The sequence below is a fragment of the Streptomyces sp. NPDC055078 genome, from assembly GCF_053607985.1.
Genome location: NZ_JBSGUP010000022.1, coordinates 16818 through 31705, shown reverse-complemented (window position 1 = coordinate 31705; position 14888 = coordinate 16818). Strand labels below are relative to the sequence as shown.

12 protein-coding genes and 1 pseudogene are annotated in these 14888 nt (G+C 71.9%); 5 read left to right on the top strand and 8 right to left on the bottom strand.

What is annotated here, in order from left to right; translation table 11 throughout:
- Positions 1–323 (bottom strand): annotated as a pseudogene (locus ACWF94_RS03920) (hypothetical protein); the annotation flags it as partial.
- Between the two features lie 731 nt (positions 324–1054).
- Here ACWF94_RS03920 and ACWF94_RS03915 point away from each other — a divergent pair.
- The gene (locus tag ACWF94_RS03915; RefSeq protein WP_453484391.1) at positions 1055–2200 is read left to right on the top strand and encodes a selina-4(15),7(11)-diene synthase; all 1146 of its coding nucleotides are present in this window, start codon (positions 1055–1057) and stop codon (positions 2198–2200) included.
- 192 nt (positions 2201–2392) lie between these two features.
- On the opposite strand, the gene ACWF94_RS03910 is transcribed toward ACWF94_RS03915, so the two are convergent.
- Together ACWF94_RS03910 and ACWF94_RS03905 are read right to left on the bottom strand one after the other, a co-directional pair.
- On the bottom strand, positions 2393–4651 hold the full coding sequence (locus ACWF94_RS03910; protein WP_453484389.1) for a HelD family protein: 2259 nt from the start codon (positions 4649–4651) through the stop codon (positions 2393–2395).
- A gap of 122 nt (positions 4652–4773) precedes the next feature.
- Positions 4774–6264: a carboxylesterase/lipase family protein gene (locus tag ACWF94_RS03905; RefSeq protein ID WP_453484387.1), complete on the bottom strand. Its 1491-nt coding sequence runs from the start codon at positions 6262–6264 to the stop codon at positions 4774–4776.
- Between the two features lie 96 nt (positions 6265–6360).
- Between ACWF94_RS03905 and ACWF94_RS03900 the strand changes: the two genes are divergently transcribed.
- The gene (locus tag ACWF94_RS03900) at positions 6361–6960 is read left to right on the top strand and encodes a TetR/AcrR family transcriptional regulator (RefSeq protein ID WP_453484385.1); all 600 of its coding nucleotides are present in this window, start codon (positions 6361–6363) and stop codon (positions 6958–6960) included.
- A 287-nt stretch (positions 6961–7247) separates the two neighbouring features.
- Here ACWF94_RS03900 and ACWF94_RS03895 read toward each other — a convergent pair whose 3' ends face one another.
- Positions 7248–8021: a TetR family transcriptional regulator gene (locus tag ACWF94_RS03895; RefSeq protein WP_453484384.1), complete on the bottom strand. Its 774-nt coding sequence runs from the start codon at positions 8019–8021 to the stop codon at positions 7248–7250.
- The gene (locus tag ACWF94_RS03890; RefSeq protein ID WP_453484382.1) at positions 8011–8793 is read right to left on the bottom strand and encodes a TetR/AcrR family transcriptional regulator; all 783 of its coding nucleotides are present in this window, start codon (positions 8791–8793) and stop codon (positions 8011–8013) included. The genes ACWF94_RS03895 and ACWF94_RS03890 overlap by 11 nt, the downstream gene beginning before the upstream one ends.
- Positions 8794–8901: 108 nt before the next feature.
- On the opposite strand from ACWF94_RS03890, the gene ACWF94_RS03885 reads away from it, so the two are divergent.
- Positions 8902–10116, top strand: a complete 1215-nt coding sequence (locus ACWF94_RS03885; protein ID WP_453484381.1) for an ABC transporter ATP-binding protein — start codon at positions 8902–8904, stop codon at positions 10114–10116.
- Positions 10109–10900: an ABC transporter permease gene (locus tag ACWF94_RS03880; RefSeq protein WP_453484379.1), complete on the top strand. Its 792-nt coding sequence runs from the start codon at positions 10109–10111 to the stop codon at positions 10898–10900. The genes ACWF94_RS03885 and ACWF94_RS03880 overlap by 8 nt, the downstream gene beginning before the upstream one ends.
- A gap of 116 nt (positions 10901–11016) precedes the next feature.
- On the opposite strand, the gene ACWF94_RS03875 is transcribed toward ACWF94_RS03880, so the two are convergent.
- From ACWF94_RS03875 to ACWF94_RS03865, 3 genes are all read right to left on the bottom strand, one after another.
- Positions 11017–12180, bottom strand: a complete 1164-nt coding sequence (locus tag ACWF94_RS03875) for a phosphotransferase (RefSeq protein ID WP_453484377.1) — start codon at positions 12178–12180, stop codon at positions 11017–11019.
- A 495-nt stretch (positions 12181–12675) separates the two neighbouring features.
- Positions 12676–13410, bottom strand: coding sequence for an HAD family hydrolase (locus tag ACWF94_RS03870; protein ID WP_453484376.1), 735 nt, complete (start codon positions 13408–13410; stop codon positions 12676–12678).
- 146 nt (positions 13411–13556) lie between these two features.
- Positions 13557–14450 carry a GntR family transcriptional regulator gene (locus ACWF94_RS03865; RefSeq protein WP_453484374.1) on the bottom strand — a complete coding sequence of 298 codons (894 nt, stop codon included), beginning with the start codon at positions 14448–14450 and terminating at the stop codon, positions 13557–13559.
- A gap of 222 nt (positions 14451–14672) precedes the next feature.
- Here ACWF94_RS03865 and ACWF94_RS03860 point away from each other — a divergent pair, with 222 nt between their 5' ends.
- Positions 14673–14840 (top strand): hypothetical protein, encoded by a 168-nt coding sequence (locus ACWF94_RS03860; protein WP_453484372.1) that lies wholly within the window; start codon positions 14673–14675, stop codon positions 14838–14840.
- Positions 14841–14888: the final 48 nt, after the last annotated feature.

Here is a 14888-nt window from a genome sequence, read left to right as displayed (position 1 = left end):
GCATCCGCTCCGGTATCCGCACCGGCATCCGCACCGGCATCCGCACCGGCATCGGAACCCGTTTCGGTACCCGCTTCGGATGAGCGGGAGGCATGGGAGGAGCCGGGGCCCGGCGGGCCGGAGCACGCGGTGAGCGTCCCGGTGAGCGCCAGTGCCGCGACGACGGTGGCCCAGCGCGCCGGGCGGCGCGGGGCCCGCGCACCGGGCCGGGCCCGCGCGCGGTCCGGAGCGGCGGCCCCGGAGTCCGGGCGGCCCGGGGCAGCGGGCCGCCGGGCCGGGCGGTACGCCGGGCGGTCTGAGCGGGTCGTGCGTACGGAGGTCATGGAGGGAGGCTTCCCTCCACGAGGTCGGTCACAGCGGCGGAACCGGCATGGTCACGGGATCGGCCGGGCGGAAGCCGGAGCCCGGAGTCACCGGCGGGAGCGTCCGTGCGTTCCCACGCCAACGGTCACCGACCCGGCCCGGGGCCCCGGGGGCCACTGTGACGCGCTGTGCGAATGCCTGAGTCATGCCTGGGTCATATCGCAACGGCCGGGTGCCGGAAGCGTATGTTTTCGGCCACCACAGATACGTTTCCTTGAGGGTGGATAAGTCGACACGCCGAAGAGTGGCCCCTCAGGGCGGCCTCTTGGGTCCGGAGGTTTCACCCGCTACACACCGAATGAACCGATCTCCCAGTGCCGTTTTATCGACTGTGTCGTATGTCTCCTCGCCCTTGGTCGCCCCTTATGGGCCCTTAGGGGCGGCTCCGCCGGCGTTTCGGCGTGTCGCATTCGAATCGGCTGCCGGGGGGCCGTCCCATCAGCGCGTCTTGCCGGACGACCGCCCCGGGGCCGGACGGCGGCGGCGGCGATTCCGGTCGCCCGAGGGGGCGTTCGGGCCGGTACGGGGCGCACACCGGGCGTATGGGGTGGCGCGAAGGACCTGTTGGACGGCGTCTGACCTGTGAGTACTATGCGCCGTAGTTGATCAGTCGCGTGGCGTCACCCGACGTGAGCGAGCGTCGGTGGCTCACATTCCCTCAGTAGAGAGGTGGCCGAAGGTGGGGCCCCAGTTGACCGTTCCGTCGCTCTTCTCCCCGATACCTCCCGCCATACATCCCCGCCACGCCGCCGTCGACGCCCGGACCGCCGTCTGGGCAGAGGCGTTCGGCATCGGGTCACAGGAACTGCGCGGCCGTCTTGTCCGGCACGAACTCGGTACGTTCTCGGCCAGGATCCTGCCGGAGGGGGACGAGGAGGTCGTCTCGATCCTCTCCGACTTCTGCCTCTGGCTCTTCGGACTCGACGACGGCTACTGCGAGGAGGGCGACATCGGCCACCGGCCGGGAGATCTGGCCGCCTTCCTCCACCGGCTGCTGCGCATCGCGCAGAACCCCGAGGTGCCGCTGCTGGAGAACGACCCGCTGGCGGAGGGGCTGCGCGACCTCCGGGCGCGAATCGCCCGGTACGGCACCGACGGACAGGCGGCCCGCTGGGTGGACGCCCTGAGGGAGTACTTCTTCTCCGTCGTCTGGGAGGCCGAGCACCGCCGTACCGATACCGTCCCCGACCTCAACGACTACACCCTGATGCGCCTCTACGACGGCGCGACCACCCTCGTACTGCCGCTGCTGGAGATCGCCCACGGCTATGAACTCCAGCCGCACGAGCGGGACCTGCCGGCCGTGCGGGCCGCGGGTGAGATGACGTCGTTCATCACCACCTGGGACAACGACATGTTCTCGTACCACAAGGAGAGCACCCACTCCGGCTACTTCCTCAATGTGCTGCGGGTCCTGGAGCAGCGGCACGGGCACACTCCGGAGGACGCGTTGGCCACAGTGGTCAACCACCGGGACCGGGTGCTGTGTCTGTTCCTCCGGCTGCACGAGACGCTCACCGCCACCGGCAGCCCCCAACTGCGCACCTATATGAACAGCCTCGCTCATTTCATCCGCGCCAATCAGGACTGGGGCACCAGTTCCGTGCGCTACACCGGCCACCACGACCCCGCCGATTTGCCCACCACCTTCAGCGACACTCCGACCGACGACAGCGAGACCCCGCTCGACATCCCCGTCATCACCTGGTGGTGGGACCTGGTCCCGGCCACGAAGGGGCAGGGCACCCGGGGCCCGGCCGTACCCCGGGCGTACGAGGTCACCAGCCTGGCGGCGGGCCTCACGAACGGCCGGACACCACAGACCGCACCCGCCTGATCCGATCCACCGCCACGGACCTGAGCCGATCCACCGCCACGGCCGCGCCACGGCCACGGCGGCCATGACCAGCCCTTAGGGCGGATGTCCCGCCCCCCGGTGCGCTCCACGGACGCCCCGCCTTGACCACGAGCGCTGTCGGCACGCTGTCGGCACTCGTGGTCAAGGCACCGTCGAGCCCAGCAGGATCCATCAGAAGCGCCCCAGGGGCGCGGGCAGCGGGCGGGTGTGCAGGATGTCCAGCCGGGTCACGGCCCGGGTGAGGACGACATACAGCCGGTGCAGTCCGCGCGCTTCCGCCGCCGCGATCGCGGCCGGTTCCGCCACCACGACATGGTCGTACTCCAGCCCCTTGGCGAGCGTCGCGGGCAGCACCGTCACCCGCGCGCCGAGAGCGCCACCGGTTCGCGCCGCGCCCGGCGCGGGAGCATCGCCCGGCGCGGGAGCATCGGCCGCGCCCCGCCCGACGGCTTCGGCGCCCGGGATATCGCCCGCCCCCGGGACGGTGACCGCCGGGATGCCCGCGGCGGTGAGGGCCGTACGCAGCCGGTGGACGTCAGGCGCGTCGGCGATCACCCCGATCGAGCCCTCCCGGGCGAGTGCGGACCGTACGGCTCCGACGATCGCGGCCGGCAGATCGGGGACCCGGCGGATCGTCAGTTCACCGTCTCCGCGCAGCGAACGCGCGGGCGGCACGTCGACACCGAGGGAGCCGAGCAGCCGGTTCGCCAGGCCGACGATCGCGGCCGGGACCCGGAAGCCGGTGGTCAGCGGGATCACGGGCGCGTCCGCCTCGCCGAGGTGGGCCAGTTGGCCCGGCCAGTCGCGGGCGGCCCACGGGGTGGTGCCCTGGGCGAGGTCGCCGAGGACGGTCAGCGAACCGAAACCGGCCCGGCGGGCGATGGCGCGGCACTGCATCGGCGAGAGGTCCTGTGCCTCGTCCACGACGACATGCCCGTAACTCGCGGGGCGTTCGATCAGCCCCGCCAGTTCATCGAGAAGGACCAGATCGGCCGCCGACCAACGGGCCGACGCGGCGGAACGCGGCGGCCGGGACCAGCGGACGGCCGCCCGCTCGCCATCGGTGAGCGCTTCGTCGGCGGGGTCGGCGAGCAGTTCCGCCAGTACGTCCTCGGGCCGCACCCGGGGCCAGACGGCGTCCACGAAAGCCGACACCGGCCGGGCCCGCCCGACCCGCCGCCCCCAGGCACCGCCCCTGGGCCCCGCCCTGCGCTCCGCCTGGAGCTGGACCGCGTGGACGGCGCGGGTGCGCCCGCGTTCCCGGCCGACGCCGTACGGGGGCGCCTCCGCGCGCACCTCGGCGACGATCCGCGCCAGTTCGTCCAGCGGGACACGCCAGCGGTACGAGCCGTCGGGGACGGTGAGCGCCTCGCCGGGCGGCGCGACCCGCGCGTACAGCGCCCGGTGCAGCACACCGGCCATCCGCGCGTCGTGTTTGACCAGCTCGGCGGCGGGGCTGTCCACCGCCCGTACCTCATGGCGGGCGATCTCGTCGTCGATGGTCGACTGCCGGACATCCAGCTCGCCGAGCGAGGGCAGCACCTCGGAGATGTACGACAGGAACGTCCGGCTGGGGCCGAGGATCAGCATTCCGCCGCGCCGGATCCGCCGGGGGTGGGTGTAGAGCAGATACGCGGCCCGGTGCAGGCCGACCGCGGTCTTGCCGGTGCCGGGGGCGCCCTGCACACACAGGGACCGGGTGAGCGGGGACCGTACGAGATCGTCCTGCTCGGGCTGGATGGTGGCGGCGATGTCGCGCATCGGGCCGACGCGCGGGCGCTCGATCTCATCCGCGACGATGGCACTCGCGGTGGGCCTCGCGGCCTCCGCGCCCTTACGGGTGACGTCGTCCGTGTCCTTAAGGGCGTCCTTGAGGGCGTCCTTGAGGGCGCGGTCGTCGCCAAGGGTGAAGGCGCCGCCGGTATGGGCGGGGCGCTCGGCGTCCCCGTGGGTGAGGTGCTCGTCCTCCAGACCGGTCAGGTCGTCCGGGCCGCCCGTGCCGAAGGGGGCCCAGCCGAAGCGGCGGCGGACGGCGACGCCCTGAGGGTCATGTGCGCCGGCCTGGTAGAAGACGCGGGCCACAGGGGCACGCCAGTCGACCACGAGGGGTGGGGCCGCCGGGTGCTCGCCGATCCGGCGGCGGCCGATGTAGTAGCGCTGCCCCCGGTGATCGCCCGCGCTCCCGTCGTGCGAGAAGTCGAGGCGGCCGAAGAACAGGGGGCCGTCGGGTGCCTCCCGCAGTTCCCTGGCCGTGCTCCGGAGCCGCCGGCCGAGCACTTCGGCGTCGGCGCCGGACGCGAAGGCGTTCTCTCCGATGACGACGTCCTCCGCCGCGTCGCCGACCATGGCGGTCCGGGCGGCGCGGCAGACGTCGTGGTAGGCGCGTTCCTGGTTCAGGGCATGGGTGAGTGCGTCGTCGGATGCCGTCATCCCCCGAGCGTAACCCGTAAATCGTTACCAGGTTAAATTGATGACCGGGTTGCGTTAGATTCCCGGCCGACCGGGCTCCGGACGCGTGGGGCCTCAAAGCCGCTCAAGGCGGCCCGGTGGCCTTAGGGCAGATCGAAGGGGGCGGGGGAGTGGCCTTCCCAGATCTGGCGGGATGCCTGTTCGGGGTAGGGCAGACTCTTCGGCTCGGTGTCCAGGACGCGGGTGAGGTGCCCGCCGGGCCGGTGGGCGGACCAGCCCGCGTCGCCGGTGGTGACGAAGCGAACCCATGCCTCCTGGAGTTCGCGGGAGAGCGCGACGGCCTCGGGAGTGGGCTCCTCGCCGATGAGCTGGGTGCCGACGGGGCTGTCCAGCGTGCCGAACGCCAGGGGCAGGTCGAGGCTGTGACAGGCGCCCAGGATGCCGCCGAGGGCCGGGGCGACCCAGCACAGCTCGAACAGGTACGAGGTGCCGCCGGCTGCGGCGTTCGCCTCGGCCAGCTTCTGTGACGGCATGCGGAAGACCGCGTCGGAGTACACCGTCTCCACCAGCTCCTCCGGGCCTGCCTGCGGGAACGCGGCACGGTAGGCCCGCGCGCCGTCCGGTTGCGGGGCGAGCAGTTCCAGGGCCGCGTGGGCGTCCTCCTCGGTGAAGGTGCCGTACCGTCCGCTCACGACGCTGAAGTACCGGAATTCGTCCCGGGTGTGGCCGACGAGCAGTTCGGTCCCGTTCGCGCGTGCGCCGGTGAGCGCGGGCCAGGGCGTTCCCGGGAGGACCTCGCCGTCGACGACGGGGCACAGCGCGGTGCCGGCCTCCGTGAGGCGTCCCCAGCTCTCCCGGTGCGCGTGGAGGCCGGCGTTGAAGGAGGTCAGCTCGGCGGCCAGGTGCCACGGATCGATGTCGCGCAGGGCCTCGGCGGTGGGGGCCGCCGCGCCGACCCGGTCCGCGAACGCGGCGGTGACCTGCCGTGCCAGCGCGGGGGTGCTGTACAGCCCCGGCACGGAGTGGGCGATGGCCCGCCGGAACAGGCCACGTGCGGACCTCATCGTCAGCAGGGCGGCGACCGAGCCCGCCCCGGCGGACACCCCGCCCACGGTGACCCGGCCGGGGTCGCCTCCGAAGGCGGCGATGTTGCGCTGCACCCACTCCAGCGCCGCGATCTGGTCGAGGAATCCGCGGTTGGGCGGCACGTCGTCGAGGAACGCGAATCCCTCCGCGCCCACGCGGCAGTTGATGGTCACCACGACGACTCCCGCCTCGGCCAGCGCTGCCGGGTCGTACATCGGGTCGCTCGACGCCGCCGAGAGGTAGCCGCCCACGGGTATCCACACCAGCACCGGCAGTCCCGCCGCGCCGGGATCCGGAGTGCCGACGTTGAGCGTCAGCCAGTCGGTGCCCTGCGGGGGCACGTCGATCGGCAGGGACAGCGGCACCACGGGGCCGAACTCGACCGCCTGCCTCGTCCCCTCCCAGCGGTGCGGCGGCGCGGGCGCGGCGAAGCGGAGCGCTCCGACCGGGGGCTGGGCGTAGGGGATGCCGCGGAACACCGCGTGCCCCTGCCGCCGGCGCCCCTGCACCACGCCTTCCGTGGTCCGTACCTTTGGCTGTTCGGACATGACGATTCCTTCCCTCAAGTGGACCCAGGGTTATGGGTCAGATGTATTATGTCGACTGTATTGGAACAGTCCTGGGGTACGAGGGAGGGGCCGGCGATGCCGAAACAGGTGGATCACCGCGGACGCCGCGAAGCGATCGCCCGCGCGCTGTGGCGGGTGGTGGAGCAGCGCGGCGTCACACAGCTGACGATGCGCGTGGTGGCGCGGGAGGCGGGCATGTCACTCGGGCAGTTGCAGCACTACTTCGCCTCCCGGACCGCCATGCTCTCCTTCGCCATGGATTTCGCGTCCGAGCAGACCTCGGTGCGCGTACACCAGGGGCTCGAAAAGCTCGGTGACCGTCCGCACCCCCGTGACGTGCTGCGACTGACGCTCGCGGAAATGCTCCCCCTGCATGCCGACGCCCGCGCGACCAGCCGGATGAGTGCCGCCTACGTCCTGGAGGCGCTGCACGACCGGGCCGTGCACGAGCAGGCACGCCGCGGCCTCGTCCAAGGGCGGGCCCTCGTCGAGCAGTTGGTCCGCCAGGCGATCGCCGACGGACACATCGGCTCCGGCCGCGACCCGGCGACCGAGACCAACCTGCTCCTCGCCCTCACCGGCTTCACCTCCCTGATCGAACTCGACGTGATCGAGCCCCAGGACGCGCTCGCCGCGATCGACGTGCATCTGGACCGGCTGTTCAGCAGTACGTGACCTGCCCCCGGACCCGGGGGCAGGTGGGGACAGGATCGGCTCTAGCGCGGGCCACGGCGCCTGGCATCGGTTGGCCGGAGACTTCTCCAGCAGCGCGAGCGCGTCCATCACCGGCCGGCAGGCGGTGTTGTTGCACCTGAAGCCCGGCGTCCGCAGCAGCGGCGGCATCTGCCGGTAGTGCGAGCTGTACGAGGAGCGCAGGGTGCCGCGCCCGGGTCCCGCTTCAGCGCGGCCGTGTCCGAGCCAGGACTACCGGGCCAAGGCCACTCAAAGCCGCTCAAGGCCACTCAAGGCCGCTTAAGGCCCTTAAGGCCGTCCCTCAGCTGATCGAAGGCGAGCCGGGCCGTGGCGGCGGCCCCGGGCCGTACCATCGCGGCCGTCCCGCCCGCCGCGATCCGGCGCCCGTTCTCCTCGGCGAGGATGCGCAGGACGGCGACGATCTGCCCGGCGGCCAGCCGGCCGGTGACACCTCCGCCGAGCACCTCGGCGAGTGCCGCCTCCGACCGGCCCTGATAGGCGTACAGCCGCGCGACCAGGCTGGGCGTCTCATAGATCAGCCGCTGGAACGCGAGCACCTGCGGCTCCTCGCTGAGACCGGTCACCGGGTCGCCGCGCTCCAGCCCGTCGAGGAAGTGCCGGTACAGGGCGTCCAGCGGCGAGAGCCCCTGCGGACGGGCGGCGACCACCCGGGCCGCCTCGCCCTCGTGGTCGGCGAACCGGTGCAGGACCAGGTCCTCCTTGGCGGGGAAGTACCGGAAGAGCGTGGGCTTGGAGACCTCGGCGGCGGCTGCGACCTCGGCGACGGAGACCTGGTCGAACCCGCGCTCCAGGAAGAGCGCGATCGCCGCGTCGGAGATCGCCTGGTACGTCCGCCGCTTCTTCCGGGCCCGCAGCCCGGACCCGCCACCCGAGCCGGGACCACCACCGGGACCGGACCCACCACCCGGACCGGGACCACCGGCCGGGCCGGTACGGGACGTACCGCTCGCACCCTCGTCCGCAGGGCCCGCGCCGGGCCGTTCGCCGCCCTCGCGGCCCGGTCCGCCCGCTTCAGCGGTCATCCCCGCCGCCCCTCTTCCGTACGCGTGCCTCGATGCCGTCCAGGATCGTGCCCATGCCGAACTCGAAGTCGTAATCCCGGTCCTCGGTCCCCGGCTCGGGCTCGGACAGCACCCCCGACCGCAACAGACCGGCCACCGCGGGGAAGCGGTCCGGGTCCACCAGTCGCGCCAGGGTGGCGGCGTAGCGGCGCGTGGCCTCGTCCGCGTCCGTCCCGCCGGCGTCGGCCGCCGCTCCGAGGTCGGCCGTCAGCGCGGCCTCACTGCGCACCCATCCGGTGATCAGCATGATCACCGAGAGTTTCTCACCGTCGTCCAGCCCGGTATCCGCCAGCGCGCTGAGGCCCCGCTCCCACCAGGCGACCGAGTTCGGGGTGGCGGGCGGGCCGGAGATCGGGACGCGCAGGAGCCACAGATTGCGGTGGAGCAGTTCCCGCTGGGCGAGCGCCCAGGCCGTGACGGCCTCCCGCCACCCCGTGCCCGGCGGGGGCGGGAGGGGCGGAGGTCCGGCGGCCGCGTCCTGCATCAGTACGTACAGCTCGTCCTTCGCGGCGACGTACCGGTAGAGGGACATCGTGGAGACACCCAGTTCCTTGGCGACCCGTCCCATCGACACCGCGCCGAGCCCCTCGGCCGCCGCGAGCGCGACCGCCGCGGCGACGATCCGGTCCAGGCTCAGACCGGGCCGGGGCCCCTTGGCGGGACGGTCCCGCAGACCCCACGCCGCTTCGATGCTGGCGGGCAGTCCCGTGCCGTCGTCACCGCTGTCCGTCATCGCTTCCGCCTCGCCTCGCCCGCACTCACTTGACGCACATCCTAGTAATGCGTAACCCTTACACAGTAAAGTGTATGTCATACGCAGAAGATATGAGGGGCGAAGCGCATGAAACAGTCACCGGCCGTCGAGGCCGAAGGTCTCGTCAAGTCCTACGGTGAGGTCCGGGTCCTCGACGGCGTCGACCTGCGCATCGAGCGCGGCACCGTCTTCGCCCTCCTCGGGCCGAACGGCGCGGGCAAGACCACGACCGTCCGTATCCTCGCCACGCTCACCACCGCCGACGCGGGCCGAGCGCGGGTCGCCGGACACGACGTGATCGCCGAGCGGGGGCTCGTACGCCGGGCGATCAGCCTGACCGGCCAGTTCGCGGCCGTCGACGGGCAGCAGACGGGCGAGGAGAACCTCCGCATGATGGCCCGGCTCCAGGGCCTGTCCCGCCCGGCCGCCCGACGCCGCGCCGCCGAACTCCTCGAACGGTTCGACCTCACCACCGCCGCCCGCCGGCCGACGTCCACCTACTCGGGGGGTATGCGCCGACGGCTCGACCTCGCGGCGGGTCTCGTCGGCGACCCCGAGATCGTCTTCCTGGACGAGCCGACGACCGGTCTCGATCCCCGCAGCCGGGCAGAGCTGTGGGAGGTGGTACGGGAGTTGTCGAAGGGCGGTGCGACGGTCTTCCTCACCACGCAGTATCTGGAGGAGGCCGACCGCCTCGCGGACCGGATCGCCCTGGTCGACGGCGGCCGGCTGGTCGCCGAAGGCACGGCGGACGCCCTTAAGGCGCGGGTCGCGGGCCACCGCCTCGACCTCGTCCTCGCCGACGCCGAGGCGTATCTGCGCGTCGCGTCCCGGATCCGGCCGTACGACGGCTCATGGGACCCGGCCCAGGTGCCGGCCGGGCCCGGCCGCACGGCCGAGGCGCACCCGACCGTCCCGCTCCGGCCGTCCGGGGCCCACCGGGCGGGTGCGCACCCGCTCCCGGCTCCCGGCCCCGGGGCCCACCCGGGCTCCGGCGCGCGACAACCGGCCGGGGCGGGCGGTGAGGCGGTGGCCGCGACGCGCGGTGCCGCGGGTCCCGCCGGAACGGGCATCACGGAACCGGCCGCGACCGACACCGCCGGAGCGGACAACCGGTTCGTCCAGCACTTCCCCGAGACCCTCACCATCGGGCTCCCGACGGACGGCAGCGCGGCCGATGTCCGGGCGCTGCTGGACGAGGCCGACCCCGAGCGGTGCGACATCGCCCGGTTCTCCGTCCACCGGGCCACGCTCGACGACGTCTTCCTCACCCTGACCGCCAAGGAGCCCGCGCATGTCTGACACCTGGGCACCCGGCTCATGGCCGGGCCTCACGGCGGCGTTCGCCCGTACGGCGACGATGGCCGGCCGCAGCATCCGCATCAGCCGCCGCAATGTCGACGCCATCATCACCTCGATGGTGCTGCCGCTGATGCTGATGGTCGTCTTCATCTACTTCTTCGGAGGCGCGATCGACACCGGGACCGCGTATGTGACCTATGTCGTCCCCGGCATCCTGGTCCTCAGCGCCGCCTTCGGCTCCGCGTCCACCGCCGTGAGCGTGAGCGAGGACATGAAGGGCGGCATCATCGACCGCTTCCGGTCGCTCGACATGGGCGGCGCACCGATCCTGGCGGGCCATGTCGTCGCCAGCACGGTGCGCAACCTCCTCTCCACGACCCTCGTACTCGGCTTCGCCCTGCTGATCGGCTTCCGCCCCTCGGCGTCACCCGCCGCCTGGCTGGCCGCGGCCGGCCTGCTGCTCGCCTTCCTGGTGGCGATCTCCTGGCTGTCGGCCGCGTTCGGCCTGCTGGCGCGCACCCCCGAGGCGGCGGGCGGCTTCACCTTCTTCATGTCGTTCCTGCCCTATCCGAGCAGCGCGTTCGTCCGCATCGACACCATGCCCGGCTGGCTGCACGCCTTCGCGGACCATCAGCCGGTGACCCCGCTGATCGAGTCCCTGCGCGGGCTGCTGCTCTCCCAGCCGGTGGGGACGTCACCGTGGGTGGCACTGCTGTGGTGCGGGGGGATTCTGGCGGTGTCGATGGCGCTGTCGGGAACGCTGTTCCGGCTGCGGACCCGGTGAAGGCACCGACCGAAGTACGCGTACGGACGAGGTACGCGCCCCGGTGACGGTACGGACGAGGTACCCGTACGGACCCCGTACGGTCCCTCGGCCCGGCGCCGACCGGTTGCGGTCCCTCAGCCGCCCGCCGACCGGAGCCAGTTTCCGTAGACGGACATCACCTGGGGCAGTGTCGGCACGCTCGTAAGACCCAGCGGTCCCCTCGCCGCCGCCAGCGCCCGCCGGACCTTCCAGGCGGCGCGGGGCAGGGCCCGCAGATGCGGATCGGTGCGCGGGCCCAGCACCCGGGCCGCGCGGATGACGTCGGTGAACACCGACTGGACGCGCTTGTAGCGCAGAAGGCGCGGCAGATCGCGCACCCAGGCCCGGGAGCTGCCGGGCAGCACGCTCTCCACGGCGGTCGCCCAGCGCAGGCTGATGCTCTGGGCCTCGCGCTGTCCGTAACGCATCAGATGAAGATGGGTCGCCAGTTCGTACAACGGGTCGCCGATCATGGCGAGTTCCCAGTCGATGGTCCAGAGGTCGCCCTCGGTGTCGACGATGAAGTTGTGGCGGTGCAGATCGCCGTGGACGAGGGTGAAGGGCCGGTTGGTGAGTTCATCGCCCGGCCCGCTGACGAGGGCGTCCAGCGCGGAGACGCGCACACCGAGCCGGTCGAACAGCTCGCCGTATGTGTCGGCGTTGTCCCCGTGGACCCGTTCGCGGGTGAACTCGATGAGCCTGCGCAGAAACCCGGTCGAGTCCTCGCTGTCCGCGGGCGGTCCGCCGGGATCGCAGGTACGGGGCACCTGGTCCAGCTCGTCCGTCTTGATCGAGACCAGTTCCTGGAAGAGCCGGCCGAGCTGGCGCTCATGGCGCAGGGAGAGCGAGCGGACCGGGAGCGCGCCGCCGCCGAGTGAGCGGCTGCCGAGGGTTCGGCCACCGAGCGGGCGGCCCTCGATGAAGCCCTGCAGAAAGACGTTCTCGGCGACCTCGACGGTCTCCGGAATCCGGGAGATCCGGCCGTGCAGCGCGATCAGCAGCCGGTCCTCGGACGCGAAGCACCGCCGGTCGTACCAGAGGGCACCCGGCCGGGGCGCCCGCAGCTTCCCCCGCTCGAACCTGGGGTGCAGGGGGTTCTCCGGGGGCAGCGGGAAGGCATAGGTCTCATGGTGGTAGCCCTTGAGCGGCCCTACGACTCCCCGGTCGTCCCGGCTCAGCGCACCCGCCCGCCGCCGGGCGTCCGAGGCCGTCTCATCAGCGGTCCCATCAGCCGGCTCATCGGCTGTCTCATCTGTCATCGCTGGTGCCCTTGGTGCTTTTGGTGTTCGGGATGAGGAAGTGACAGAGGAAGTGCTGCGAGGAAGCTACCTTTCCGGCCATCCGGCGGAGGTGCTTTCGGCGATGTCACTTCTGTGAGAAGCATCAACTCCGCAAACGTCGGCTCTGCTCATGTGGTCACGGGCTGATGGCTGCGGCGGGTGGTCGCGGCTCGTGGCCACGGCGGGTGGTCGCGGCTCGTGGCCACGGCGGGTGGTCGCGGCTCGTGGTCGCGCCCAGTGAAGTTACAACAGCCGGACAACTCCCGTCAGCCGGCTGACAGCATCGGCCAACTCGGCGTAACTCGGCCCCGGTCAGCGGCCGTCCACAAGAGTTGGCAGGACTTGGCCGTCGTCCCACTGCGACCGGTGCGGCCGGCGCGGCCAGTGCTGTCCGTACGGCACCTGTGGCCCGTGCCGGCCCTCCTGGCCCTCCTGGCCCTGCTGCCGGCGCGGCAACCGCGCCCCCCACAGCCCCTACTGCCCCGACAGTCCCGACTGCCCCTGCTCCAGCACGTCGAGCACACTCAGCAGCTCCGACATCGTGGCTACGATCTCCGTCGCCCCCGCCGCCCGCAACTGCTCGCGCTTCGCCGCGTTGCGGGCGTAGCCGAGAAAGGGGACGCCGAGCTGGGCCGCGGCCTCGCAGTCCGCTGCCGAGTCCCCGATCATCAGGGACTCGGCAGCGGTCGAGCCGGTCGTGTCCAGGGCCCGCCGCAGGCAGTACGGGTCCGGCTTCATCAGCTTGGGGTCGGGCATCCGGCCGTGGATATGGCCGCCGAAGAACTCCGCGAGGCCCACCCGGTCGAGATACCGCCGCACCGCCCGCGCCGAGTTGTTCGTGGTGACGGCCAGCCGGAAGCCGCTGGCGGCGAGCCTGCGTATCAGCGGGGCGGTGCCCTCGGTCGGCTCGGCGGTCCGGGTCGCCCGCAGTTCCTGGGCCGCGAGCTGCGACTCCATCTCGGCCACCAGATCGCTGCCCGGGTACTGGGCGGCCGTGGCCCGCAGCAGGGCGAGGGGATCGTCGGCGAACTCCCTGGCGACCGAGACGTCACCCGGCACGTTCCGGCTGATCCAGACCCTCAGCTCGGCGGCGACGCCGGATGCCGGATGCCCGTCGAAGAGATGACAGACGGGCCCGTCGAAGTCGAAGAGGACGCACTTGGCGGTGGCGAAGAGGCCGAGCACAGCGGTCGGGTGCGAGCCAGTCACATCGCTCCGTCCATCGGGGCAGCGGCCGGACCCGCCATGCCGTCGTGTCCCATGGTGGCCTCGGCAGCAGCCGGGGTTCGCATGGCGCGGCACAGCGCGGGCACAGCACAGTACGGCACAGAGCCGTTCGCGCGAACGCCGTACGATCAGCTGCCGAGGGTAATGTCCATGGCGAGCGTGCCCCAGAGACCGTCGAACCACGCCTGCGATTGCGTGACGAAGATCTCGTCCCGCGTCTCCCCGCCCCGCTCGAAGGGGAAGAGCACCGAGTCGCTGCCCAGCGCGTCGTAGATCTCGGTGGGGGTGTCGTCGATGCGCTCCTCGCGCTTCTTCACCGTGTAGTACGCGAAGAGGGCCTCGGCGCCGTTCAGCAGATACAGCTTCACGGGCGGGGTGAACGGCAGCGCCTTGAGCGTCACTTCCACATCGAGGTCACGGGTGGTGCGCAGGGCCCGCAGGCTGGAGCGCAGCACCCGGCCGTGGCTGTTGCGCAGCGCGAGCCAGTGCTCGTGGACCAGCCGCTCGTCGCCGGACTTCTCGGCCGGGCGGGGAAAGGCCAGCTCCAGATGGCGTGACGGCAGCAGCAGCCGGACCCGGACCGACCTCGGCGCGAGCCGGCCCGTACGCATCAGCCTCAGTGGTTCGGCGATGGCCAGATTGAGCGACTCGGCGGTCAGACAGATCGCGTCGATACGGACCTCGCGCGCCCGGAACGCCTCCATCAGCCGCGGTCCGAGCCCGGCGTCGGTCTGCTGCGGCTCCTCGACGGACGAGCCGGCCGGGGGCGGGAGCGTGATCCGGGCGGGGGCGCCCTTGACGGCCTCGGTGAGCAGCCCGGCCTCCCGCAGGAGCTGAAGGGCCTGCCGGACCGTGCGGCGCTCCACGCCGAACTCCTCCGCCAGGGTCTCCTGCGTCGGCATCCGCTCACCGTCTCTGAGCCGCCCGGCGCGGATGCGCTCGGTCAGGACCCCGGCGACCTCGATGGGCGAGGGCTTCCGCGCTCCCTCTACTGCGCTGACTGCATGGTGCTCAGACGTCACAACAGAACGCTACAACTTCCGACCATCTACCGGAAGATGTCTGAGAGTTGTTTATAAGACATGACCAAGTGGGGACAACTTTAATGAAGTTGGTCGCCACTTGGCCGAGTTGCCATGGCTTCCTCGCGCTTCCCGGCTTCCCGTCCACCGTCGTACGGGGTGCTTCACGCGGCTCGCCCGCACTCCCTGCCGCTCCGCTCCCCAGCCCGAGGAGGGATCGCCGTGCCCTTGATCACCCTTGTCGTAGAGCAGTATGTGCAAGTGCGGTTCGGCTTCGTGGCCGCACTGGGGCTGGCGCTGGTCGCCGTCGGCATCAAGTCCGAGAACGCCACCTGCACGGGGATCGGCGGACTTCTGCTGATGGCCCCGATGGTGTCCACCGGCACCTGACCCGGCCCGCCCGCCATGCCTGCCGGCAAGCTCCGGCCTCACCGGCAG

Excerpts from the sequence above, each read along its gene's own strand:
- ACWF94_RS03910 (WP_453484389.1), bottom strand. The coding sequence starts at position 4,651 with ATGACGGCATCCGACGACGCACTCACCCATGCCCTGAACCAGGAACGC.
- ACWF94_RS03905 (WP_453484387.1), bottom strand. The coding sequence starts at position 6,264 with ATGTCCGAACAGCCAAAGGTACGGACCACGGAAGGCGTGGTGCAGGGG.
- ACWF94_RS03900 (WP_453484385.1), top strand. The coding sequence starts at position 6,361 with ATGCCGAAACAGGTGGATCACCGCGGACGCCGCGAAGCGATCGCCCGC.
- ACWF94_RS03895 (WP_453484384.1), bottom strand. The coding sequence starts at position 8,021 with ATGACCGCTGAAGCGGGCGGACCGGGCCGCGAGGGCGGCGAACGGCCC.
- ACWF94_RS03890 (WP_453484382.1), bottom strand. The coding sequence starts at position 8,793 with ATGACGGACAGCGGTGACGACGGCACGGGACTGCCCGCCAGCATCGAA.
- ACWF94_RS03885 (WP_453484381.1), top strand. The coding sequence starts at position 8,902 with ATGAAACAGTCACCGGCCGTCGAGGCCGAAGGTCTCGTCAAGTCCTAC.
- ACWF94_RS03880 (WP_453484379.1), top strand. The coding sequence starts at position 10,109 with ATGTCTGACACCTGGGCACCCGGCTCATGGCCGGGCCTCACGGCGGCG.
- ACWF94_RS03875 (WP_453484377.1), bottom strand. The coding sequence starts at position 12,180 with ATGACAGATGAGACAGCCGATGAGCCGGCTGATGGGACCGCTGATGAG.